Origin of the sequence: Paenibacillus sp. IHB B 3084 (assembly GCF_001447315.1) — a bacterium.
Taxonomy (GTDB): Bacteria; Bacillota; Bacilli; order Paenibacillales; family Paenibacillaceae; genus Paenibacillus.
Genome location: NZ_CP013203.1, coordinates 1,288,746 through 1,313,802, shown reverse-complemented (window position 1 = coordinate 1,313,802; position 25,057 = coordinate 1,288,746). Strand labels below are relative to the sequence as shown.

Genomic DNA, 25,057 nt, shown 5'->3' with positions numbered 1-25,057 from the left:
TTATGGATCATTTTGAGGAGGAAAAATAAATGTTGGATGCTTCAAGAGTCATTTTAGGTACGTATGGTCAGGCGCATGTGGACGGGGTATGGCAGACGAATATCAATAAGCTGGAAGCCAGCGTAGAAATGGAAAAACGCGAGCTGAACCTCGTGGGCAATGACTGGAAGGTACACAAACGCGGTATTAAAAAAGGAACGGGAACGATGAGTGGCTACAAGGTTACGTCCGATATGCTTCGTCGTGGTTTTAACCGTTTTGAGATTATTACCAAACTGGATGATCCGGAAGCCTTCGGACATGAAAGTATTCGTCTTATCCGTTGCACTCCTGACAAAATTCAGCTGGCCAACTGGACAGCTGGAGAAGAAGTACAGGAAGAAACGACCTTCACCTTCGAAGGTTATGAGCTGCTTGACCCGATTGTAGCGAACTAATATGAACACGGGGGATGGGATGCTGTCAGGCGTTCCGTTCCCCAATACAAATTAAAAATAAGGGAGAATGACTTATGAGCTTGAATGAAAATATGACAGAAGAACAAATCTTGGACAGTCTGTTTGAAGCTGCTGAAAAATTACCGGAGGAAACGGTTCGTATTAAGCGCCTCGATATGAAAATTGTGCTGCACGGTCTCACCTCCAGCAAGGTGGACAGCATTCGTGAACGGTGTACAATTCGCCGTACCGTGAAGGGTGCAGTGGATGAAAAGGTAGATACTGAGACGTTCAATGCGTTGTTGATTTCCGAAGCTACCGGCAAACTCGAAGTAAAGGGCTTGTCTCTTAGCGGTTGGGGCGATCCTCGGATTACAAGCCGCTTGAAGCTGTCCGGTGGCGAACAGTCTGTCCGCCGTATGCTGTTGGCAGGTGAGCTGGATGCCGTAGGTGACAAAGTGCTGGAACTGTCCGGCTTTGGCGTGGAAATTGCTGATCTAAAAAACTAATCAACTCCGGGGGAATGACGACGATGCTGTACCACTTGTGGGTCCGGCACCACCTCCGCCCCGGAGACTTTTGGCAGCTCCCCCGTGGCGAGCGCATGCTGTTGTTAGCGTTTGCTGAACAGGAAATGGACAGTATGGTTTCTTCAAAAGCATAAACAAGGAGGTGAACATGAAATATGGCAGAAGCATTAAATTACCGCATGAACCTCGTGATTGATCCTAAAAACGTCATTAAGGCGAACCGCGAATTGCGCGCGATGGAACGCTATTTTGAGCGGATTCAAGGGCGTGTTTTGAAAATAGGCCGTACCCGCATGGCCCCGGAAATTGTGCTGAATGATATGGCCTCCAAAGGGCTGGATAATCTGTTGAACAAGATTAACCGAGTTAAATCTCAGATTATTAACGCCTCGGGGAATGTAAATGTGAAAGTAAGCTCTCAAACTGGATCAGGCTCGCCGAAGGTTGATAATAATCCAAGTATCGTTTTGTTGAGCACTGCGGTGCAATTAAATACTATTGCAGTGAATGCGAATACGGCCGCAATTGGGGATTTAAGTACTAAGTTGGGTTCTGTGACACCAGCCGCAGAGAAAAAAGAAGAGCCTAAGAGTGTAGTGACTAACATAAAGGATTTTCTGGGCAATGTAAAAAAAGTTGGTGAAGGAGTAAAAAGCATATCTGAAGCTCCTGAAGCATTTAAAAAAATGAAAACTGATTTTGGTACCCTAAAGGGCCCACTTGAAGGAAATACCCGATGGGAAAAGTTTAAAGATATGGCCCAAAAGACAGTTAATGTAGGGAAATCTGGAGGCGATTTTTTAGCGAAAATTGGCGGAGGTTCAGATTTAATTGAAGGCGGACAGGGGTTATTTGATCAGGCTACAAGTATTGGTATGATAAATCCAAGTGAAGCCGCTAGTATAGTACCCAGTTCTACAAGTTCAAGTGCTGCCGCAGATGCAGCCTCAAGTATTATCAGACCAAGTAGCGTTGCTGGTGCAGCTGAGGAAGCCGGGTCAGGCTTATTTAAGAATCTTTTAAAAGGCGGCGCGAAAAAGCTACTGGGTCCCTTAGGTTATGGAATGGATGTTATGAATATAGCTAAGGCTACCTCTGGTAAAGAACGTGCAGAAGCTATTGGTTCTACTGTGGGCGGGACCGCTGGTTCAGCGTTAGGTGGAGCTATAGGCTCATTTTTGCTTCCAGGTATTGGTACTGTGGTTGGCTCTACACTTGGAGGTATGGCGGGAGACTTTGTTGGAGGTAAAATTGGCGGGTTAGTCTCAGATTATGGTCCAGCGATTATGGATAAAGCCAAGTCAGCTGGTAAATTTCTTGGAGAAAAGGCTTCACAAGTCAAAGGATGGATTTCGGATAAGGCTGGAGACTTTGGTAAAGGCTTTTCTGATTTCTTTTCTTTTGGTAAGAAAGATGAACCTAAGAAAGAGCCAGCTAAGCCACCTGAAGTTCCTAAACCTGCAATCCCGCCTCATTCGACTATAGGTGCGTCCCTTAAGCCATTAGCTACTATGCCGCCTTTATATAGTGCAGTCGCATACGTGCCTCCGCAATCAAGTGCAAAAGGCGTCCCTAATCCTTATGGACCGATGGCTATCGCTAACCAAGGGGTAAATCCAAACCCACTGCTGAATACTACGGCTCATGCGAACAACGGAGCCAAAGCTAAAGGTAAAGCCAATGGTAATCCGACTCCTCAAGTAGTACAGATCAGCCCAGAACAAATGGGAACACTCTCCGGCTTTTTGAAGGATTTTAAGACGGAAACTACGAACCAATTCAATCTTCCAGCAGGGGCTGTACAGGTAACTGTGCATGAAAACAAGCTGGATGTGGAGGGACTTATTACGCAAATTGGCTACCGACTCAAAGCCGAGATTCTGCGGGCGACGCAGAACACCAAGCCTGCGAGCGGAGGAGCTATGTAATGCAGTAGGATGGGAGTAGCGGGGAAGGAGGAAAGAGATGGAATTTAGTTTAACGGATGGCAAGGGATTTAAGTTTATATTTCCGGTGAATCCCGAGGAAGTGACGATCTCACGGCAAAAGGGATTTGATACGACGACGATTTTATCCTATGGGGAGTTTGATTTTCCGCAAGGGGAGAAGGTGAAGGAAATCTCCTTCTCTTCTTTTTTTCCCAAGGAGTACGATGAATCGTATTGCAATTATAAAGATTTACCTGATCCGCAGGAGGCCATGAACACGTTGAATGGTTTTTTGCTGTCCCAAAAGCCATTACGCTTCATTATTTCAGAGACGGCTGTAAATGTACCTGTAATTGTAGCATCTCATAATTCAACCTTTCGGGGCGGGGAATATGGGGACGTGAATTTTGATCTTTCGTTGCGGACCTGGAGTGAAATGAAGGTATCCAAAAAAGCTGGCAGTGGGACGAAGTCTTCTACAGTCAACAAAAAGCCCCGCACGGATATGAAAGAAAAGAAGAAAACCTATACGGTTAAATCGGGGGATTCCTTGTCCAAAATTGCCAAGCTGGAGCTGGGGGACAGCTCACAATGGAGCCGCATTTATCAGCTTAACAAAAAGGTCATTGGTCAAAATCCGAATGCGATTAAACCGGGGCAAAAGCTGGTGCTGTTATGAGCTATAAAGTTATTTTACAGGATAAATATGATTTGTCGCCGCTGGTGGAGAACATTAATTTGAGGGATTCGCTGGAGCAAATCGCTTATCAGGGCACGGTAAATTTGGTCGTTACGCCGGATATGCCGCCCATTTCTCCAGGGATGCCGATTCGGGTTAGTGGCATTCCTTATGGCAAAAAAGACTATGTCCCCTTGCTGTCTCCAGCGGTTATTTGGGAAGTGGAAACCTCCAACAGTGGACTCAAGCGTATGACGCTGACATTGTATGATCGCACGGTGTATTTGGACAAGTCGGAGGATGAATATTTGCTCCCTGCGAAGCAGACGGCTACTCAGCGTTTTCAGAAATATGCCAGGGATTGGAAGCTGAAAATCGCTTCATTACCAGATACGAAAAAGACGCTGGGACGCGCCGTATATCGGACACAGTCCATCTATTCCATGATGCTGGGCGATCTGCGTGAAACGGCAAAGGCGGGCGGTAAGCTTTATCATCCTCGGATGATTACCTCCGGTTTGGAGCTATACGAGCTGGGAACGAATAAAGATGTGTATGTTTTGGAGAGAGTGACCGATACGACACAATCCCGTACGCTCGAAGGCGCGGCCACGAGGGTGAAGGTGCTGGCTACGGCGGCCAGTGAAACGGGCAACGAGGTTCCGTCCAAGGTGATGGCGCTGGAGGAAAAGGGCATTGCCAAATATGGAACGCTTCAGGTGATCGTGCAGGATGACGAGGTAAAATCGGGTGCAGCCGCACGTGAGTTGGCCAAAAGTAAGCTGAGAGGCATACAACAAACGATATCGCTAAATGCACCGGATATGAACACGATTCGTGCAGGAGACGCGGTGATGCTGGGTTCCATGAAGCTGCTGGTGATTTCAGTGAGCAGGGAATTAGGGAACCCCGGCAGTATGTCGCTGGAGCTGGGCACGTATGACGATGTAAAAAGGAGGTTTTATCTTGAATAAGGACCCCTACGGGCATTTGGCAACCGCGCTGCAATCCTCATTTCACAAGCATACCAAGCAAGCGCTGAGCGGAGTGGGTGCGGTACTGGGCACGATTACCTCCACGGGAATCAAGCTGGATGATTTTAAACACGAGCTTCAGGACTATTTGGTCGCCGAGCTGCCGGGATTGCTGTCTGTACCGCGTCATATGTACAAAGGAACCTCAACCGCAGTAGAGTCGGAGAATTGGGAGGGCAAGGAGCTGAAAACTTCCTTTTATATCGGGGAGGACGAGCTAGAGGATGTGAATCTGAGCCTCAACGAAGGACTTAAGCCCGGAGATCGCGTACTTGCGGTTCGGGTGAATAGTGGCAACGATGTGGTTGTGGTATGTAAGGTGGTGAGTGGACGTGGCTAATTTATTTCCCGAAACGGATGATATGCTCTGGACGGATATTACGGACCCGGATGTGCTGGAGGATAACCGGGCGGTATTTGGACGAAGCTGGCGGTTTGATTTTGAAGCCGGAGAATTTGTCATGAGTCCCAGTCGTAAAATCGTGACTACAGGTGAAAAAGAAGCCTGGGTGCAGTGGTGTGAAAAAGCAATTCGCACCCCTCGCTACCGTCATGTGATCTATTCTCCCGACTATGGTAGCGAGCTGGAGGAACTGATCGGCAGCAGCTATGGGCACGGTGTGCAGGAAAGTGAAATAAAGCGCATGGTCACCGAAGCGCTACTGGCAGATGCTCGCACGGCTAGTGTGGATCAGTTTACGTTTAGCTGGGAAGGCGAGGCGTGCCATTTTAGCTGCCAGATTACGAATGTGCGAGATGAAACGGAAATTGTGGAAAGTGTGGTGATCTAATGGCAGACTTGCCGGAATATTTGGTAGATCAGACGGAAGAGGAAATTTTGAGTCGTATGCTGGAAAAAGTGCCTTCGGACATTGATAAGTCCGAGGGTTCTTTTATTTGGGATGCGCAGGCGCCCGTGGCATTTATGCTCTCCGAAGCGGCAATCTGGGCACAGGAGCTACTGCGCCGGGGCTTTGCCAGTACGGCGGCCAGCGATAACCCGGATTTTCGCTCGCCTGAGCTGGATCTGCGAACAGCAGAGCATGGAGTGACACGGCGGGAAGCGGTTGCTGCCTCAGGTATGGTCACGTTCACGGGCACAGCGGGAACGACCGTCCCGGTGGGAACGTTGGTGGCAACCCCGGCAGATGATGTATCGGGGGAGGCTTCCATTGAGTATGCGACCACGGCATCAATCACGCTGGATGAGCAGGGTAAAGGAGAAGCGGCGATTCGGGCAGTCAATCCCGGTCGCAGCGGTAACGTACCCGCGGGCGTCATTCAGGTGATGGCGAGCCCAGTCAGTGGTGTTTCCTCCGTTATCAATACAGAGGAAACTAAAAGTGGCACGGACATTGAGAGCGACCAGCTGTTGCTGGAGCGTTTTTATGCCAAGGTGCGGAACCAGGGAACAAGCGGCAACAAGGCGCAATATACGCAGTGGGCGAATGAAATCGCCGGAGTAGGCGGCGTGGAGGTTGTTCCGCTGTGGAAAGGGCCGGGTACGGTGGCTTTATATGTGCTGGACACGGATAAACGTGCTGCCAGTCCGGATATCGTCGCTGCGGTGCAGAAGTACATTGATCCGACTCAGGATGGACAAGGCGAGGGGCTGGCACCAGCGGGTCCCGTGGTGACGATCATGCCAGCGACAGAGGTGGAAATTAACATCTCGGTCAAGGTACAGCGCACCAAAGAGAAGCCGTCCACCCTGGATGAGATCAAAAAGCTGATCGAAAGCGGTGTGCGAACGTATTTGAAGCAGCTAGCTTTTTACAAGGAAGACCCGTTGGTTCGGTATACCCGGATTGCTGCTGTTCTGCTGGATATTCCGATCATTATTGATTTCTCTGAACTGAAAATCAACGGACAGAGTAATCAAAACATTGAGATTGGATCAGGTCAGGTGGCGGTGCTGGGGACGGTGAGCGTCAGTGAGTAATGATGGTACGAACATGAACGATCAAACGAATCGTCTAGTTATGGGTGAAGAGGGGCAAATGAGCAGCTTGCGGGGACGCGAGCTGTTTTCCTATTTACCCGCCTACTATGAAATTTCCCGTGTGATGCGCTCCGATATGGAAGCGAAGGGTAGTGAACTGGATTCCTTGTATCTGGCGATGGATGCGACGGTGGCTCAGTTTTTCGTCCGTACCGCTACCTGGGGATTGGAGCGCTGGGAAACGGAGCTAGGGATCGCAACCGAGCTTAGTAAACCGCTGGATCAGCGGCGTTCGGTAGTGGAATCGAAGCTGCGGGGAGCAGGGACTTTTTCAGGCCGACTTGTCAAAAATGTAGCTGAAGCATATGACGGCGGTACGGTAGATGTTACCTTTCATCCCGCCGAATGGGGATTCACGGTCAAATTTATAGATACCATCGGGATTCCGCCCAATGTGGAGGATCTTAAAGCAGCCATCGAGGAGATCAAGCCGGCTCATTTGGCGGTAGAATATAAACTACGCTACCTGACCATTGCTGAAGTTGAGTCTATGACCATCTATGAAAATGAACATACAACACAGGATAGATATTTAGGAGGTGGCGCATAACATGGCAAGCGAAAAAACACCAAATCTAGGCTTAAATCAAATTGACCGTACATCGCCCAAAACAACGTATTTTGATCTGGAGAAGTATTTGGATCAAAACTGGCGTGCTGTAGATGATTTTGCAGGTGATGTGAATAATGGTATGGATACGATCAAGAAGCGTCTGGATACGACGGAGCGTAAGGCGGTAACTTTGGAACCCGGGGTGCAGATTGTTCATGCGGAAAAGGCTTCCCCGTTCTCGCTCACGGGGCTGAGCGGGCGTACGTTGGTGAATTTGTTGGGAAGATGGGGTAATTTAAGTAGTTTAACGAATATTACACCTTATCAATCCGAGATAGCGCTGGATACTACGAATAAGGGAACGATGCCTAATTCGTTAAAAGTAGCGATTAAATCGGGATATACAGTTGGAGTTGGGTTTTATAACGCTTTTAAATTTTTGGCTGGAAAGTACTATGTTGCAATCGCAAAGGTCAAGGTTGGAAACTCTACAAATGCGGGAATATCAGCCCCGAACGTTCAGGAAGGAACGACAGTAACGGATAAGACTAAATTTACTACGTCATGGTTCAGGGCGGCTCCTACCAGCGATGTGACTTCAAATATTGATTTGAGAATACAGGGGACTCAAGGACAGTATTCTTATTTTGAGGCTGTCCGCATCTATGAAATTTCTGCAGCTGATTATACCGCTTTGGCCTCAATGACGGGGGAGCAAATTGACGCTAAGTATCCATATGTGGATAGCGTAATGCCTGTACGTAATCCGTATGTAATCCGATATGGTGAGAACATGTTACCTAGCATCTATGAGGCTGAAAACAGTGCTACCACTGGTACGAAAACAATTGCTTCACCCTATGTCACTACTATCACTAAGAGTACACCGGGGTTCAGTTCATATGCTTGGAACCTTCCTGCTACACCTGGCAAGGCATACACGTTGTCTATGAAGGTGTTGGTAACTAATATCGGGGGAGTCATAGGTGCGGGAGGGTATTACAATATACGCGCATTGGACGCGTATGGGAATTATGTGGGAAACCCCTTAGATACAGGTCCATACGCAGTAGCTAATGGTGAGGTCACTCTATCACAGACGTTTACAACTCCTACTGGCACATTCGGATTGCGTATCATAATTGGAGCCGACACAGGCGTTTTTGGGACATTCACATTTTCCGAAATAAAGCTCAATATCGGTAGCATGGACAAACCATTCAAGCCACGTGAAGATTCCATGCTTGCGCTGCAAACGGATTTGTACGCAGATCCAGTTACGGGGGCGAATGCTGATACAGTGTTTGAACGGGATGGGCAATACTTCAAGTCTAAGAAGTGGCGGGGCTTGGCATTGGACGGCTCGTTGGCATGGGTGTATGGGGATGCAACTGCGGCAGGGCTAAAACAGGTTAAAGTGGTTGGCTTGGTTACTGGAGGTATTGCAGCAAGTGGTATGGCAACTAAGTATGACGGTAAGATAATCCCACAAGGCACCACAGGTAGCGTTGCTGATACAAACGCAGTTACAGGAGCAGGAGATTTTTACATCTCTATCCCGCTTGCCGATAGCGGTTGGGCAGACAGTTACACGCCGACAGCAGACGAGATTAAGGCGTATTTTATGGGTTGGAGGATGCGAGACCAGGTTACGACTGACCCATACACAAGCGGTGTTAAAGCCTGGGGGAGTGTTAAATCTGGCGGAACGGATTACTACACCAACACGCTACCTACGACACAAGCGCTTGATTATAAAACACCAAACCAACTTGTATACCAACTTGCAACGCCTACTGTTGAACCTATCATATCTGAGGGGCAGTTAACGTTCGTTGAGGGCGATAATCAGATTGAGACCGGTACAGGCATCGTGTTGCGCGAGTCTGCAAAGCCACTCCCCTATCCGAATGTGGCTGGTAGATACATGATAAACTACATCGGGTTAGCCGGGTATACCAATCCGCTAAAAAATATGCCCTCTAAGATTTTATCAGTGTACGGCAACGGATTTTCAGAGCCGTATCGATGGGGGAATACAGCCATAGACGGAGGATGGTACGGAAACGTCTATATAGACCAGTTATATGCTTACGCTCCTGAGAAATCTTACGCTGTTACGTATCTTATGTCTGCATCCTCTCCTATCGTACCGTTTGTCGGCTCCTACGCAGCCAGTGAAAAGACGTTGTTGCTCGACTTGGTAGACAGCGTACAGCAGAATTCGTCGCGTGTATCGGCTCTGGAGAACAAAAAGGCGGACAAGGACAGCCCGGCGTGGATCACCCCTACATTGCTGAATGGGTGGTTAAACTATGATTCGGTCCGTAGACCGTTGAGCTATTACAAAGATTCGATGGGATGGGTTCACGTCCAAGGATACTTAAAGGGAGGAACATCAACACCAGGAGCGGTAATATTCAGCTTCCCTGAAGGGTATAAGCCCGAAACTCCTATAGAGGTTAATGCTATTTCTAACAGCGGTACAGCCAACACACCTTCTACCCTATACGTAGGCAGCAACAACCTCCAGTGCAACGCAGAGGTTAAGAACGCATTCTTGGTCATTGATTTTTCATACCGTGCTAAGTAAAAAGGGAGGACAACATATGAAATTAGTACCTAAAGTAAATACAGACGGCCTCTATCTGGAGGACGAGTTGGTGGACGATGCCTTTTCGGGTGTCGTCCCTTTTTATACTCCATCTTTACTCACGCTATCTGATACAGACCAGCAGTTAGACACTTATCAGCTTACTATCGATAGTTCGAGTGCTATAGATGAAGCAAATTCAGAAAACATCCCTGCTGGCTATACCGTCGGTATTATAGTGCCACGGGGCTTATACCATCCTCGTTTTGATATCCAAAGCTGGCTGGCTTATGAAGCAGAATACAGCGAAAAGCTGGCAGAAGCACAGGACGCATACGAGCAGATCAACAAGGAATCACAAGCTTCATTTCAGAAGCTCCATGATGAATGGCAAAGCAAACCGGAAAACGAACGTGGGGACGAGCCTGTCTATCTTGCCCAGGCCTTTACGTCTCCAGAGAGAAGAGACCCCACGACATTTTGGAGTGAAGGCTTAAGCGAGGAAGCAATTAAGGAACTGACACAAAAAGCGGAGCAACAGCCAAGTGAGACAGATCAATTGAAGCAGCGTATTGCAGATCTGGAAGTAACGCTGACTCAGCTTATGCTGGGCACTACAGGGAAATAAACGGAGGTGAAATCATAACCATGGCAGCTTTAACAGAGGCTCAATTGCGTATTTGTACTCATGCCTGCATCACCCGCTGTGATCGGGGAGAGGGCGACGTAGCTACGATCATTGGCAGTTATGCTTTGGATGAACAGGAACGTGAAAAAGTAATGGAGATTATTTTATCCAAACGTTCTGATCTGGTACCGGGTAACGTAGAAGATTCGTCATCTGTGGATGTTTCGAATAAGCAGGGAGAAACGGCTAAATGGTATAGCTCTATTTTCCGCAAGAAAACAGTATAGCGAACAGAACAAAAAAACAGTCTGAACCCAAAGGGGGACGAGCATGTGTAAAAGAATGAATCCGACCATGACTGATCGTTCCGAGCAGAAAATGAATAAATGGAGTAATCAGCATAAAAGGATTCAATTTGGTCAGGCGACGGAGCAAGGGATGGTGATCGTCGGTGTATAGTGATGGATTGAACAATAATCAACTCAATATACAGAGTGTAATGAAGGATATCAAAAGTCAAATGCGCAGTGTGCGAGGACGGGAGCTATTCTCCTATCTACCGGCTTATTACGAAACCTCCCGTGTAATGCAAACTGATATGGACGCAAAAGGTAGTGAATTGGATGCTCTATATCTCGCGTTGGATGATACATTAGCCCAGTTTTTCGTTCGTACCGCCACCTGGGCGCTGGAACGTTGGGAGATGGAGTTGGGCATCCCTACTGATTTGGATAAGCCGCTGGAGCAGCGACGTTCGGTAGTAGAATCCAAGCTGCGCGGGAGTGGCAAATTTTCCGGGGATTTAGTACGAGGTATTGTGAACTCGTTTGGCGCCGATGGAGAAGTTGATTTTTTTCCGACGGAATACAAGTTCGGCATCAGCTTCGAAAATCGGGTTCCAGAAAATATGGCTGATTTTAGAAAGATCATAGAGGATGTTAAGCCTGCTCATCTTGCTTTTTATATAAATAACAAGACCAGGCTCACATTTCTTCATGAACATGAGATGGATCAGCGTCTCCGATTACGTTCAAGAGTTCGCTTTTTTGGTGGTCGCCCCTGGTATCTGGATGGTGTTGAGTTATTAAACGGAGGGGCTTCGTTGTCTGGCTGGACTGGGGAACGTCTGCGGTATTTGAACCGCACGAAGCTATCCACTTTGCATCGTGTGGACAATCATCAGGAAGGTAACGTAAAGATACGAAATCATTACTGGAAATTCGATGGAAGCATGAGGCTCGATGGTACCCGACTCTTAAGCTCAACGGAGACGGTTATCTCAATGTAGAGCACTTACTAATATGTGGTACTCATTGGTAAGAGCGTGAAAACTTGCAACATAGTTGCCTCATAATAAATGGATTAGACAAGGGTAAACGTTAATTTTTATGAGAGAAAGGATGTTAGTCATGGCAGAACAAGTTTTAACAGTCACGACCGCTTATGCAAGGGAACAAATGGCGCGTGCCCGCGCTGAAGGTGGTTCGCTAACTAAAGTGGTGAAGATGGCATTTGGTAGCGGAGGTGTGGATCAAGCAGGTAAGCCACTCCCTTTGGAAGGAACGGAACAGTCATTGAAAAAAGAACTAATCCAAAAGGATATTACCAGCTTTGAATTTATTTCACCTGCGACTATCCGTTATACTTGCTCGCTGGCCGAGGCTGAATTGGCTGGTGAAACGATTAATGAGCTTGCTTTGGTAGATTCAGCGGGTAAGCTGACAGCCGTTCGTACGATGAACAACAAGGTCAAGGACAGCGATATGGAGTTTATTTTTGAAATTGACGACATTTATTAAGGAGGAAGGGAAAATATGACTATACAACAGCCGCGCAGATTTGTTACCACCGATCAAGGACATGCGGATGTCCTGAATGTACCGATTGATACGCTTTATGCAAATGATCAACAATTGGCCGCACAGGTCGAAAGCATCAAAAAAGACCCGGCCGGGAACGGTGTTGCTTCCAAGGAAGCGTTGGACAATCACGCCAGCAATACAGACCTCCATGTTACAGCAGCTAAGCAAGCGGCATGGACTACAGCTGAAGCCAACGCCAAACAGTATACGAGGGATTATGCAGCACCCAAGGCGCATACGCATCCTGCATCGGATTTACCATCTGCTTCTACGCAGGCTAGGGGGATTGTGCAGCTCGACACTTCTGTAAGCAGTGGAGCTACAGATCGGGCAGCTACACCGAGCGCCACCAAACAGGCATATGACCGGGCAAATGAGGCATACAGCCGGGCAGACCAAGCTTTTACGCAAGCCGTTGATCTTAAAAATAAAATCGTAGGCGCGATCAACGGCAAGTTCGGAGGCGCCAGTCCCGACATGAGCGGCGACCAGTTAGCGGCAGCAATTACAAATGCACCTATAGTAAAATATGCCGAAGGAACAATAGTTCGGAGTGGGAATATAAGTGTAAATAATGGCTATGATATTGATCTGCCTGCCACAGTAACCGTATCATACGTGTTGCCGACCGCGTTTGCTATAAGTAAAGTATTTATCCGTTTGAACGGTTATGCGTATTTTAGCGTTTCTGGCGGGTGGTCTAACCGATGGATGCCTGGAGGCTACATCATCGCAACAGTCGGTAGCAATGGAAGCTTATCAAACGATATCGGCACCTATACTGTAAACATAAATTCAAGCAATCTACTTACAATTACTATGAGTATGGGGTCAGGAACCCTAACAGGTGCAAGGGCAAGGTACTATACGCTAGATAACATCCCTTGGTGGGCAATCGGATAAAGGGAAGATGTGGTGGAATAAACAGTTGACGACGACTTTGGATTTTATCATCAATTAAAAGGGCTAGCTAGGGAGAAGGTAGGTGTTTTGCAGTTGGAATATGGACTCTATTTTTAGTCTGTCCTGACTCATGAGGGGAAGTGGCATCATGAATGAACAAATCCGAAAATCCTTTGCAACCAAATTTGTACATCTTATCCTTGCTGGCCGCCATACTATCGAAGACGTTCCAGCAGCATTGCAGGAACTCGTTAAGGCTGATCTTAAAGAAGCAGCGCCAAATACACAGGCGGCAGAACGAGCAACAACGCAAAATGTTTAACCAGCACGCCCATACAGAGCGTGTTTTTTATGCCCTTGGATCAACCAAGGGCATTCATTTTACACCTTGATTCAAAAGGGGGAACAAGCATGCATGAAAAGGTCGATCAGATTTGGCTGGGGTTTTCCACGGGGACCCTGATCGGTTATTTTTTCGGGGGGTGGACGACGATGTTGACGTTGTTGTTATGGATGGTCATTATCGACTTTTTTACCGGCTGGGCGGCGGCCTGGATTAACGGAGCATTGAAAAGCCGAGAAGGCTATTACGGTATTTTTCGCAAGGTTACGGTGTTTTTGATGATTACAGTAGCTCATCTGATCGACGGTATTCTCGGGGATGCACATTATTTCCGGGATGCCGTCGTTTTCTTTTATTTGGCAAATGAACTATTGTCGATTATTGAAAATGTGGGTCGAATGGGAGTGCCGATGCCGGATATTTTGCGGAATGCAGTGGCGATTTTTGAGACCAAGTCGATCGGAGAAAAGAAAAAGCCAACAGACCCCTCCGACAAAGGAAATAAAGCTTCATAAGGTGGGCAGAATGCATCTCTGCCCCATTTTCAGCATCAAGGTGGAAAAGCCCGGACCGCTTCAATGGTCCAAGCATAGTTATAACAGTAACATCATCGGTTACAACATTATGAATGACAAGGAGGGATCGCCTTATGCAAAATCGCAGTCCTAACGCTGCCGAGGGCATTGACGTGTCCCGATACCAGGGAAATATTGATTGGAAACGTGTACGAGCCGATGGCAAATCGTTTGCTTTTATTAAAGCGAGTCAGGGGCAGCGTTACGTCGATCCGACATTTATCACCAATGCAAAAGGGGCCAAGGCAGCAGGGGTATTGCTGGGGGCTTACCATTTTGTAGATGCAACCAGCGTTGACATGGCCAAAGCGGAGGCCAGACATTTTGCCGAGGTGCTGGATCGGGTTGGAGGCGCGAAAGCGCTGGACTTTCCTGCGGTCATGGATTATGAGAATAATCCGGGTGGACTTAGCTCTGCGGCGATCCATGAAGTAGCCATGGCGTTTTTGACGGAATTTGAAAGGGTAAGTGGTCGCAAGCCGATGGTATATACGGGAAACGCTTTTGCGACCCATTTCAAAGCGTCGCTGGGAGCCTACAAGCTATGGATCGCGCGTTACAGCACACGAGTGCCGAACGATACCACAGCATGGAAGCTGTGGGATTTCTGGCAATACAGCGACAATGGACGAGTTGATGGGATTCAAGGGCCAGTTGACCTGAATGTATACGCAGGAACAGAGGCAGAGCTGCGCCAAGCTTTTGCAGGAGAAGAGGGGGATGAGCCGATGACAGCAGAGGAAAAAGCGGCATTTAAAGCCTTGCAGCAGCAGGTTGCCGCACTTGAAAACAGCAAAGATGTACTCAAACAGACATTGAGCGAACAGAGCGCTTATATTAAAAAGTGGATCAGCGAGTAGCTGACCTGGAGGCGCGTCAGGTGATGCCAGTGCCAGCTTGGGCAAAGGAAGCCGTAGCCGCAGCCGTTGCTTTTAATCCGTCGAGTCCGATTGTGGATGCCAAGCAGCCGAGCAGCTATGATTTTTATCGCCTGCTTGTAGTCTTGAACCGTCTGGGTGTGTTTAAGAAATCGTCGTAAACTACTGAAGAAACAGGAGCCAAGTGGGGAAATTGGATCTTGCAAAGAGGACGCGAGCAGATGGTAGAGCCGCGTTCTTTTTCATATATTTGTAGATATTTCCCTGTGATATTAACTAACATTGCTCTCCAGAAACGTTGGAAAATTTAAAAAAATCTATGAAAACGCTCTTGTCTACCATCTCATTTTATAGTAAAGTAACCAGTAATCACTCTCCATTCATGTAATCACTTGTATATATTGTGAGTATATATGACATTTCTCACTATGATTCAACAAAAGCTGAATGCTTTGGAGACAGCAATCTTCCTCATAACCTCACAGACCTTCGCATCGGGTACGAAACTATAGGCATACATCACGGAGGCCGATTGAATTGAACCACAGGTGTTGATATCTACTTCTACATATAAAACTACCTTTCACACCTCCTACTTATGAAATAACATCAGAGAAAATGATATCACTCGGTAATAGTTAATAGGATGGAAATGAACTTGATTCCGTTAGACTTACTCGAAATAATGCATATGCGACCCGGAAGCAGTTTTTTCTGCTGAATATAAAGGGGTTATTCTTTTTAGCCATTCACCGCAATTACTCGCGTATACCTTACGATATGTGGTAGCTATTTGCTGTATAAGCTTACGTATCTGTGTGTCATTAGATTTAATTTGGACGCTGTGTCCATTAGATCATAGAGGTTATCTGGACATTCATCCGGTATCAACGAACTAACAATATACGAGGTGTGAAAGGGGTTTGCTGCATGAGCAAAAAGTACACAAAAAACAAAGCTTGGACCATCCTGCTGGTACTTGCGTTAGGTGCTGTTCTGGCACTTTCCGGCTGCGGAGCTTCCAATGAAGGCGCAAAACCAGAGGCGGGAAAAACGCCGGGCGGAGCGGGCGAGGGCGTGCAGGATACGCTGATTTATGGACGCGGCGGAGATTCCGTGGCGCTGGACCCTGCGATTGTGACCGAAAGTGAATCGCTAAAAATCGGGATGCAAGTGTTTGACACCCTGCTGGAATACAAGGAGAGCACCACGGAGATTCAGCCGGGGCTTGCAGAGAGCTGGGAAGTATCACCGGACGGACTGATTTATACGTTCAAGCTGCGTCAAGGTGTAAAATTCCATGATGGAAGCGACTTTAATGCAGAAGCCGTTGTATTTAACTTTAACCGCTGGTCTGATCCGAAAAGTCCATACAAATTTGAAGGGGACTCGTATGATTATTATGATTCCATGTTTGGTCCTGAAGGAAGCAGGGTGATTAAGGAGGTCAAAGCGGTAGATGCGAACACTGTTCAGTTTACACTGACCAAGCCGCAGGCGCCTTTTTTACAAAATATCGCTATGCCATCCTTTAGTATCGCCAGCCCCAAGGCTATTCAGGAGAAAAAGGCTGATTTCAAGAGCAATCCGGTCGGTACGGGACCCTTTGTATTTAAGGAATGGAAACGGAATGATACCATCACGCTGGAGAAAAATCCAAACTATTGGAAAGAGGGACAGCCGAAGCTGTCCAAGGTCATTGTTCGTTCTATTCCCGACAATACCGCGCGATTTAATGCTCTGCAAAACGGGGAGATTGACCTGATGGAGGACCTCAACCCGGACGATGCGAAGCAACTGGAAGGCAACAATGAGCTGCAAAAAATTGAACGCCCATCCTTTAATGTGGCATACATCGGATTTAATTTGAAGAAAAAGATATTCAATAATCCCAAGGTGCGTCAGGCGCTTAACCATGCGGTGAATAAGCAGGCTATTATTGATGCGCTATTTGCGGGGCAGGCGAAGTCTGCGGTCAATCCGATGCCGCCTACATTATGGGGGTATAACGATAGCATTCAGGATTATGCCTATGATCTGGATAAGGCCAAATCCTTGCTGGCAGAAGCGGGCTACCCTAACGGGCTTACCGAGCCGTTAACCTTTTACGCGATGCCTGTATCTCGTCCGTATATGCCTGACGGCAAAAAGGTAGCGGAAGCCATTCAAGCTGATTTTGAAAAAATAGGTGTTAAAGTGAACATCCAATCGCCGGAATGGGCCACTTATCTGGATGATGTCAAGGCGGGACAGAAAGATGATTTGTATATGCTGGGATGGAACGGGGATAATGGCGACCCGGATAACTTCCTGTACACCCTGCTGGACAAGGATACGATTCCAGGCAATAATCGTAGTTTTTATGTCAATGAGGAGCTGCATAAAATATTGGTGAAAGCCCAGGTTGAGGTCGATCAGGATAAGCGTGCTGAGCTGTACAAACAAGCGCAAGTGATTATTAAACAGGATGCGCCATGGATTCCACTGGTTCACAGCACACCGCTAATGGCGGGCAAAGTGAATCTCAAGGGTTTCGTGCCTGCTCCTGGAGGTATGGAATCGTATAGCAGCGTTTATTTTGAATAGTCCAAATAGCTCAAGCGCAAGCAGGCGGTGATTCTGGTATGAACTCATACATTGTAAAAAGACTGGCCGTATTGATTCCGGTATTGCTCGGCATGACGCTCATTGTTTTTTCGATTATTCATGCCATTCCGGGTGATCCGGCGGAAACGATACTGGGAGACAAGGCCACAGAGCAGTCCAAGCAGGCGCTACGTGAGCAGTTGGGGCTGGACAAGCCGTGGTTGCAGCAATATGGAACCTACCTGAGCGAGCTGGCACATGGCGATTTGGGTGATTCGATCCGCACCAGACAGCCGATTGCCCGGGAAATGCTGCCTTACTTGGCGGCTACGCTGGAGTTGACGGTGGCGAGTATGTTTTTTGCCGTTGTTGTTGGAATGAATGCGGGTATCGTGAGCGCCTGGAAGCGGAATTCCTGGTTTGACTATGTCAGCATGGTCATTGCCCTTGTCGGGGTGTCGATGCCCATTTTCTGGCTGGGTCTGATGGAGCAGTGGATTTTTGCCAATAAGCTGCATTGGCTTCCTTCTATCGGACGCATGAATTCCCGTGATCCGGTGGAGGCGGTGACACATTTGGCGGTTATTGATGCGATGATTGGTGGACGTATGGAGCAGGTATGGACGGTCATCAAGCATTTAATTTTGCCCAGCATTGCACTGGGAACCATCCCGATGGCGGTCATTGCCCGTATTACCCGTTCCAGCATGCTGGAGGTTATGGATTCGGATTATATCCGTACAGCCCGAGCGAAGGGACTGGCATCTTTTCAAGTCGTGTACAAGCATGCACTTAAAAATGCCGCCATCCCCGTGCTTACCGTCATCGGTCTTCAGACGGGCTCGCTACTGGGCGGCGCGGTGCTGACAGAGACCATTTTTGCATGGCCTGGCATCGGACGGTACATTTTTGAAGCGATCAGCTCGCGTGACTATCCTGTCATTCAAAGCGGGATTCTGATCATTGCGTTCCTGTTCGTTATCATTAATCTGATTGTCGATTTGCTGTACGCGGTTCTGGACCGGCGTATCCGTTATCAGTAATCAAGTCGTCAATGGGTCAAGGGGGAGCTTGTCCGATGTCACAATTTTCGATGGAACCCAACAATATATCGACGACACGCCATACGCTGGCTCATGTGCCTGTCGTTTCCGGCCCTTGGAGAGACGCGTGGAGGGCTTTCCAACACAATAAAATGGCGCTCGTCGGCCTCAGCATTATTATCTTCTTTGTCATCATCGCTTTGATCGCGCCGTGGATTGCTCCGTTTGACTATAAAGCGCAGAATTTGGTGGGTCGCTTGCAACCTCCTTCCGCAGAGCATTGGTTCGGGACGGACGATCTCGGCCGGGATTTGCTGACCCGTACGCTGTATGGAGCCAGAATCTCGTTGTGGGTCGGTTTTCTGTCCGTCATTGGTTCGATGATCGTAGGAACGGCCTTGGGTTTAATTGCGGGATTTTATGGAAAATGGGCAGATATGATCATCTCGCGGCTGTTCGACATTCTACTGGCATTTCCGGGGATTCTGCTGGCGATTGCTATCGTTGCTATTTTAGGGCCTTCCCTGGAAAATGCACTGTATGCCATTGCGATCGTCAATGTACCAACGTACGGACGGTTGGTGCGCTCCAAAGTGCTCAGTGTCAAAACCGAGGAGTACATCACTTCTGCCAGAGCGCTTGGGGCGAATAATGTTCGAATCATACTCCGATATATTTTGCCGAACAGCCTGACACCGATCATCGTACAGGGCACGCTGGGGATTGGAACGGCGATCATTGAAGCGGCGGCGCTTGGATTTCTCGGCTTGGGCGCACAACCTCCTCAACCGGAGTGGGGGAAAATGCTGTCGGATTCACGCCAATACATCCAGAACGCACCATGGACTGTTATTTTTCCGGGTATATCCATTATGCTGACTGTATTGGGCTTTAACCTGATGGGTGACGGCTTGCGGGATGTGCTGGACCCGAGGGCGAAGCGCTAGAACAAAAGTAGTGAGGTATATAAACCGAACTTAATAGTTACCTTTAGCGCCACTGCGCAGTCGGAATCTAATATTAATAAAAAAAGGTGTTCCCCGGCCTGAATCCTAATGGCTGGAGGAACACCTTTTTCATATGATATTTTTCGTGTAATGAACTTCGATTCATTCAACTGTGACATACAATCTTCTTGATGCAAGTCATGTCAGCTTTCCTGAGACGTGAAAAAATGTATAATCACTCCAATTGAGTACGTTGGGAGTGGGCTTTATGACATGGCAAAACAAGAGAGAGCATCGGCAGTTTCCGGAACAGACACGAAGCGACGCTTCACGGGCAGCATATGAACGGGATTACTCCCGATTGATCCATTCACCGACCTTTCGTCGGCTGCAAGGCAAATCACAGGTATTTGGCGCAGGCACGGGCGATTATTATCGCACACGGCTGACGCATTCGCTGGAGGTAGCACAGATTGCACGCGAAGCGGCACGCAGCTTGCTACGGCGGCATCCCGAGGTGGAGCTGGAGCAAGCGGATAACGCCGGGCTGATTATTGACCCCGAGGTGGTGGAATGTGCGTCCATTGCGCATGATTTTGGTCATCCACCGTTCGGGCACAAGGGCGAAGAGGTACTGGACGGCATTTTGGATCAGTTGATCGAGACGAAGGTGGAAAAGATAGCGACCACCGGAGGCTTCACGCCTGATTCCAAGCAGGGGCTGGAGGCATATGCACGCGAGCGGCAAATCTACGAGCATTTTGAGGGGAACGCACACAATTTCCGACTGATTATGTTTTTGGAGAAGCGTGAGAACGTGGATGGTCTGAATTTGTCGGACGCTGTTTTACTGGGGATCAACAAGTATCCGTATCCGGGGATTTTGAACAAAAAAGGGATGTATCTGCATGAGTGGGAATACATTCGTTCCATCCGCGAGGATTGGGGAATTCCTGATGGTCAAAAGACGCTGGAGGCTCAGCTTATGGACCTGTGCGACGATATTGCGTATTCCGCGCATGATCTGGAGGACGGTATTAAGGCAGGGAAAATTGAGGTGCACGAGCATTTTTTATATGATCCGTATTTGATCCGTCTGATTACAGAAAAAATCACCACGTTGGAGGATAGCTTCTGGCAAGGCTGGCAGCTGGCTCAGATCGAACAGAAGGTGGCGGCTGTGCTTAGCGAATTTTTGAAGGTATGGAATGGCAAGATGCCAATGTGTGAACACGATTATTCCCGTACCCGTCGTGAGGTGAAAGCGTACTGGGTCAGTCTGTTCGTCAGCAGCTTGGGTGTAATTGATGCGGGTGATTGGAAAAGGGTTACTTTTGTGCGGGATGGAAGCGAGGATCTCGATATGCTTCGTACCGTGAGTGTGCTGAAAAGCTTTGCCTGGGTCACGATGATCCGTGATCTGCGCGTACAGCGGCTGCAAAAACGGAGTGAATGGATGCTCAGACGGCTGTGGCTGGCTTTTCTCGATCCAGAGACATCCAAGTCCATTATTCCGAGTGATTGGCTCCAACGCTTTGAACGTGATCAGGCCAAGGCAAAACCGATTTGGACTTGGGAGCATATGGTCATTGATTATATTGCCGGGATGACCGATGCGTTTGCCGAGAAAATCTATAATGAGCTGTATGGTTTAAAGGTGGGTTCCATTTACGATCTGGACTAACATTTCATTTAACCTTATATAGTAGAAGAAACAGGTTTTTAAGTATGGAAAAGAAGGGGGGAATATCTATGGGTTCTCAGTCTATACCTGCCCAATCACTGAATTTAGGGGTACTTGATATGGTGCCGTTATTGCCCGGAAGCCGACCGGAGCAGGCCGTTCAATGGGCAGGAGAGCTGGCAAGACGTGCGGAAGCGTGGGGCTATACGCGCTACTGGACTTCGGAGCATCATGATATGGAGGGGCTGGCTTCCTCCAGTCCGGAAGTGCTGCTGGCTCACATCGGGGCAGTGACCCGGAAAATCAAGCTGGGGCAGGGGCTATTTTGCTTCCGCATTATAGTCCGGTCAAGGTCGCAGAATGGTTTCATCTGCTGGCGGCTCTATATCCGGGCAGAGTCGAGCTGGGTCTTGGGAGAGCACCCGGTGGAGGACCACATGCTTCGATGGCGCTGAGCGGCAACTTTCTCCAGCATGTGACTGAACTGCCACAGACGATGGAAGCGCTGCTGGCTTTGCTGGAAGGTACCTACGAGTATGAGCAGGTGCCCGTGTTTGCCCGCCCGATGCCTGAACAGCCACCTGCGCTGTGGATGCTGGGTACAAACCGTAAAAGTGCCGAATACGCCGCCCGGTATTCAACTGGCTATGTGTTCGGTCAATTTATGAGTGAGCAGGATACGAGAGATATGCTGAGCATGTACCGTTCCGGCTTTCAGCCGTCCAAACGAATGGACAAGCCCCGTACGATGGTTGCTGTAGGGGCCATATGTGCCTCAACGAATGAACAGGCGCAGCGGTGGGCTGCACAGATTACGATGGGTGACCCGGCGATGCGGGCTAATTGGCTGGTGGGAACAGCATCGGATGTTGCCGAACGGTTGCACAGCTTGCAGGTTGAGTACGATAATGATGAATTTTTGTTGGTCACACCCATTCCCGATTATGAGCAGCGACTTCAATCCTACCGTCTTATAGCAGAGGCCATAAATTCTAGCTATGATTCTAAATGAAAAGAGATCTGACATGAACCGACATGAAATCAATAGTTCTGCTATGAATATGCAAAGATACATATATACTTACGCGTGTCATGAAACCGAGCGAGAGCTGTGTCTTTTGGAGTTGAAAAGCTTGTTCGGCCAGCCGCCTGCGCATGATTCCATGCTGCTGTCCCATCGGCGGTTGGAGCCGGGCACCAGCCCGTTCATCCATCTTCGGCTGGATGTGACCGCAGATGCAGGTACGTTGGATGAGCTATGCGAAGCAGCTTCCGCAATTCACCTTGAAGAAGGGAAGACCTTCAAGGTCCTGTGCCTTAAGGAAGGCGACAACGTGGCCGACTATGACGAGCGTCGCGGTATAGAAAGACGCATTGGCGCACGTATTCGAGGACAGGCGCAAATGAAAGAACCGGATGTCACCCTGGGTGTCATACGGGTAGGAGAACGGTGGCTGCTCGGCAAGTGCATGTATAGCGACAGATCATGGCTGGAGCGCCGTCATAAGCCGCAAAACTACTCCACCGGACTACCAGTGCTGGTAGCCAAAGCGCTTGTGAATTTAGCAGTGCATGACATAGCAGCACAGGATATAGATGTGGGCCGATTGAAGTTGCTGGACCCGTGCTGTGGCATGGGCAATGTGATGATTGAAGCATTGAGCATGGGAAAAGATATTCGCGGTTGTGATATCAATCCGCTGGCGGTACGCGGGGCACGCGTGAATTTGCGTCATTTTGGATATGAAGAGGATCGGGTAAAGCTGGGAGATATGAATCTGCTGGAGGGACCTATGATGCGGCCATATTGGATATGCCCTATAACCTGTGCTCCGTGCTCCCTGCCGATGAACAAAAGCAGATGCTGCGCAGCCTGAGGCGCTTGGCCGCACGAGCGGTAGTCGTAAGCACGGAGCCGATGTCAGCATTGCTGTCCGAGTCAGGCTGGACCCTCACGGAGCAATGCCGCATACACAAGACAGGTATGAGCCGGGAAATATGGATCTGTGAATAGTTTGTTAATACTGAGTTTTGTAGTTCACCAAGTTCAGCGGCAGTTCCTGATCGGCAGCATAGGCTTTCAAATTGGTGAGGAAAATATCTACCGCCCGTTCAGCGTAACGGTCCGTGTCGCCTGCAATATGCGGCGTAATCAGGACATTCTCCAGACTCCACAGTGGATGTGACGCGGGTAGCGGTTCTTCCTCGAATACATCAAGTCCGGCAAAGGCAATATGCTTTTGCTCCAGAGAGCGCACAAGTGCATCCGTATGGACAGTGCTGCCACGACCTACATTAATGAAGAAAGCTCCCTTACGCATGGCTGCAAATGCCTTTTCGTCAAAGAAGTGACGGGTTTCCTCGGTGAATGGCAGAATATTTACCACGATATCCGCCTCTCCCAACGCTTCATGTAATTGCTCATTTGTGTACATTTGCTTCACATGAGGGGCATCCTTGCCGGAACGACGAACTCCGATCACCCGCATGCCGAAGGCTTCTGCGATCCGGGCCGTTTCACGACCGATTTCGCCCACGCCCGTAATCAGCAGCGTTTTACTGCGTAATTCCGTCAGGTCGCCTTTCGGTGGCTGCCATGTTTTCTGACGTTGCAAGAGAACTGCTTGCTGTAAATACCGTGTATGCGACAGCAGCATCCCGAAGATTTGCTCCGTAATCGGAACGGCATGAACGCCACTTGTATTGGTGAGTAAAATATGACGCTTTTCCAGCTCTGCAAGTGGCAGCTTATCAATGCCCGCCGACCAGGTCTGTATCCATTTCAGCTTGCTGTCGGGATGCAAAGCCGCTTCGACAATATGCTTGGACCAGCCTAAAATGACCTCGGCCTGTCGGATCTGTTCAGGATTCAGCTCTTGGGCTTTGCCAATGACCAGCTCATAGCCCGGGGCTGCTGCACGAACCTGCTTTTCTTGCTCTGCGGTAAGCTGGTGTAAACTGACGATGTTTCCCATGATTCATTACCTCCTCGGCTTTTGATTCTTTGGAGCTTCCAATATATTCTGCTGAATTATCCTTTCAAGGATAACAGATTGGTGAAAAGATTGCATAAATAGGGGTAAATGCGAGCTTGCTGTGTCACTATAGATAACAACAAATGACTGTAGCTCCGATTAGGGATGAAAGGAAGACGATGACGATGAACGGATCAAAGCCGATAGTTTCGCATACAGCACAGACACAAAGACTTTTTACCGCGATTGCTCTCCCGAGCGAGCATAAGGAGGAGTTACGGCGCTGGGTGGAACAGGATGTTAACGAGCTTTCTTTTCGCAAATGGACCGATTTCAGGGATTATCACGTAACACTTCAGTTTCTGGGGGATGTGGCGACCAAGGATATACCGGAACTGGAACGGGCTTTATTTCAGGCGGCCGCTGCACATCTCCCGTTCACTCTCGGCATTGGCGAACCGGGGACTTTTGGGCGAGATGGATTTCCGCGTGTGCTATGGAGGGGAGTTACGGGGCAGAAGGATTGTTTGAACCAGCTCCACCAATCCATAGTTCAGGCTACCGAACCGCTTGGTTTTAAGCCGGAGGAACGGCCTTACCGACCCCATATCACAGTAGCGCGTTCATATACAGGGCAGGAGCCTGTTCCGGCGTCTATTTTTCAGTCCGATGACCGGATAGGCGAGCCGTGGGAAGTGGAAGAATTTGTTTTGTACGCGACCCGAATGGGGCAAAAACCGATGTACCAAATAATTCAAACAATACCATTATTAAGTTGAAACCCTTGATCTATCAGCGATTTTAGTGATATAGTGTTTCAGCGTTATTCAAAAGGCGCATTTTGGGTTACATATCTGAGGAATGTGCCTAAAGTTCA

Annotated in this window: 24 protein-coding genes and 3 pseudogenes; 26 read left to right on the top strand and 1 reads right to left on the bottom strand. The window is 48.5% G+C overall.

All coding sequences use genetic code 11. The features are described from left to right. Positions 1–29: 29 nt before the first annotated feature. From ASL14_RS06140 to ASL14_RS06030, 25 genes and pseudogenes are all read left to right on the top strand, one after another. On the top strand, positions 30–437 hold the full coding sequence (locus tag ASL14_RS06140) for a phage tail tube protein (RefSeq protein WP_134910844.1): 408 nt from the start codon (positions 30–32) through the stop codon (positions 435–437). 74 nt (positions 438–511) lie between these two features. After that, a complete protein-coding gene (locus ASL14_RS06135; RefSeq protein ID WP_044645253.1) occupies positions 512–946 on the top strand; it encodes a phage tail assembly chaperone in 435 nt (144 codons plus the stop codon). A 176-nt stretch (positions 947–1,122) separates the two neighbouring features. Continuing rightward, a complete protein-coding gene (locus ASL14_RS06130) occupies positions 1,123–2,895 on the top strand; it encodes a hypothetical protein (RefSeq protein WP_134910843.1) in 1,773 nt (590 codons plus the stop codon). Between the two features lie 37 nt (positions 2,896–2,932). Beyond that, positions 2,933–3,574: a LysM peptidoglycan-binding domain-containing protein gene (locus ASL14_RS06125; RefSeq protein ID WP_134910842.1), complete on the top strand. Its 642-nt coding sequence runs from the start codon at positions 2,933–2,935 to the stop codon at positions 3,572–3,574. Further along, positions 3,571–4,548, top strand: coding sequence for an XkdQ/YqbQ family protein (locus ASL14_RS06120; protein WP_134910841.1), 978 nt, complete (start codon positions 3,571–3,573; stop codon positions 4,546–4,548). The genes ASL14_RS06125 and ASL14_RS06120 overlap by 4 nt, the downstream gene beginning before the upstream one ends. Next, on the top strand, positions 4,541–4,948 hold the full coding sequence (locus ASL14_RS06115) for a hypothetical protein (protein WP_134910840.1): 408 nt from the start codon (positions 4,541–4,543) through the stop codon (positions 4,946–4,948). Before ASL14_RS06120 ends, ASL14_RS06115 begins: the two co-directional genes overlap by 8 nt. Further along, positions 4,941–5,399: a DUF2634 domain-containing protein gene (locus tag ASL14_RS06110; protein WP_044645249.1), complete on the top strand. Its 459-nt coding sequence runs from the start codon at positions 4,941–4,943 to the stop codon at positions 5,397–5,399. Before ASL14_RS06115 ends, ASL14_RS06110 begins: the two co-directional genes overlap by 8 nt. Further along, a complete protein-coding gene (locus ASL14_RS06105; RefSeq protein ID WP_134910839.1) occupies positions 5,399–6,550 on the top strand; it encodes a baseplate J/gp47 family protein in 1,152 nt (383 codons plus the stop codon). Before ASL14_RS06110 ends, ASL14_RS06105 begins: the two co-directional genes overlap by 1 nt. A 13-nt stretch (positions 6,551–6,563) precedes the next feature. Further along, positions 6,564–7,160, top strand: a complete 597-nt coding sequence (locus tag ASL14_RS06100; protein ID WP_335338624.1) for a YmfQ family protein — start codon at positions 6,564–6,566, stop codon at positions 7,158–7,160. Between the two features lies 1 nt (position 7,161). Continuing rightward, positions 7,162–9,756, top strand: coding sequence for a hypothetical protein (locus ASL14_RS06095; protein ID WP_134910838.1), 2,595 nt, complete (start codon positions 7,162–7,164; stop codon positions 9,754–9,756). Positions 9,757–9,772: 16 nt separating this feature from the next. Continuing rightward, positions 9,773–10,384: a hypothetical protein gene (locus ASL14_RS06090; protein ID WP_134910837.1), complete on the top strand. Its 612-nt coding sequence runs from the start codon at positions 9,773–9,775 to the stop codon at positions 10,382–10,384. A 20-nt stretch (positions 10,385–10,404) separates the two neighbouring features. Next, on the top strand, positions 10,405–10,671 hold the full coding sequence (locus tag ASL14_RS06085; RefSeq protein ID WP_134910836.1) for a hypothetical protein: 267 nt from the start codon (positions 10,405–10,407) through the stop codon (positions 10,669–10,671). A gap of 43 nt (positions 10,672–10,714) precedes the next feature. After that, complete coding sequence (locus tag ASL14_RS29055; protein WP_257721142.1) at positions 10,715–10,843, top strand: hypothetical protein; 129 nt, start codon at positions 10,715–10,717, stop codon at positions 10,841–10,843. A 61-nt stretch (positions 10,844–10,904) separates the two neighbouring features. Next, complete coding sequence (locus ASL14_RS06080) at positions 10,905–11,672, top strand: putative phage tail protein (protein WP_223264217.1); 768 nt, start codon at positions 10,905–10,907, stop codon at positions 11,670–11,672. A gap of 121 nt (positions 11,673–11,793) precedes the next feature. Next, the gene (locus tag ASL14_RS06075) at positions 11,794–12,183 is read left to right on the top strand and encodes a phage tail-collar fiber domain-containing protein (protein WP_134910835.1); all 390 of its coding nucleotides are present in this window, start codon (positions 11,794–11,796) and stop codon (positions 12,181–12,183) included. A 15-nt stretch (positions 12,184–12,198) separates the two neighbouring features. Continuing rightward, positions 12,199–13,149, top strand: a complete 951-nt coding sequence (locus ASL14_RS27830) for a phage tail protein (protein ID WP_223264216.1) — start codon at positions 12,199–12,201, stop codon at positions 13,147–13,149. Between the two features lie 148 nt (positions 13,150–13,297). Beyond that, entirely contained in the window at positions 13,298–13,471 is a 174-nt protein-coding gene (locus ASL14_RS27250; RefSeq protein ID WP_187644854.1) for a CD1375 family protein, read from the top strand. Positions 13,472–13,560: 89 nt separating this feature from the next. Then, the gene (locus ASL14_RS06065; RefSeq protein WP_134910834.1) at positions 13,561–14,007 is read left to right on the top strand and encodes a phage holin family protein; all 447 of its coding nucleotides are present in this window, start codon (positions 13,561–13,563) and stop codon (positions 14,005–14,007) included. A gap of 134 nt (positions 14,008–14,141) precedes the next feature. Next, a pseudogene (locus tag ASL14_RS06060) lies at positions 14,142–15,106 on the top strand (glycoside hydrolase family 25 protein). 769 nt (positions 15,107–15,875) lie between these two features. Next, positions 15,876–17,531, top strand: a complete 1,656-nt coding sequence (locus ASL14_RS06055; protein ID WP_134910833.1) for an ABC transporter substrate-binding protein — start codon at positions 15,876–15,878, stop codon at positions 17,529–17,531. A 38-nt stretch (positions 17,532–17,569) separates the two neighbouring features. Then, positions 17,570–18,574: an ABC transporter permease gene (locus tag ASL14_RS06050; protein WP_025685134.1), complete on the top strand. Its 1,005-nt coding sequence runs from the start codon at positions 17,570–17,572 to the stop codon at positions 18,572–18,574. Between the two features lie 35 nt (positions 18,575–18,609). After that, a complete protein-coding gene (gene nikC / locus ASL14_RS06045) occupies positions 18,610–19,521 on the top strand; it encodes a nickel transporter permease (RefSeq protein WP_134910832.1) in 912 nt (303 codons plus the stop codon). A 268-nt stretch (positions 19,522–19,789) separates the two neighbouring features. Beyond that, entirely contained in the window at positions 19,790–21,205 is a 1,416-nt protein-coding gene (locus ASL14_RS06040) for a deoxyguanosinetriphosphate triphosphohydrolase family protein (protein ID WP_134910831.1), read from the top strand. 68 nt (positions 21,206–21,273) lie between these two features. Next, a pseudogene (locus tag ASL14_RS06035) lies at positions 21,274–22,217 on the top strand (MsnO8 family LLM class oxidoreductase). A gap of 13 nt (positions 22,218–22,230) precedes the next feature. Next, positions 22,231–23,219, top strand: a pseudogene (locus tag ASL14_RS06030) (methyltransferase domain-containing protein). Positions 23,220–23,223: 4 nt separating this feature from the next. On the opposite strand, the gene ASL14_RS06025 reads toward ASL14_RS06030, so the two are convergent. Then, complete coding sequence (locus ASL14_RS06025; RefSeq protein ID WP_134910830.1) at positions 23,224–24,180, bottom strand: D-2-hydroxyacid dehydrogenase; 957 nt, start codon at positions 24,178–24,180, stop codon at positions 23,224–23,226. 185 nt (positions 24,181–24,365) lie between these two features. On the opposite strand from ASL14_RS06025, the gene thpR reads away from it, so the two are divergent. Further along, positions 24,366–24,959, top strand: a complete 594-nt coding sequence (gene thpR, locus ASL14_RS06020) for an RNA 2',3'-cyclic phosphodiesterase (RefSeq protein ID WP_134910829.1) — start codon at positions 24,366–24,368, stop codon at positions 24,957–24,959. Positions 24,960–25,057 lie beyond the last annotated feature (98 nt).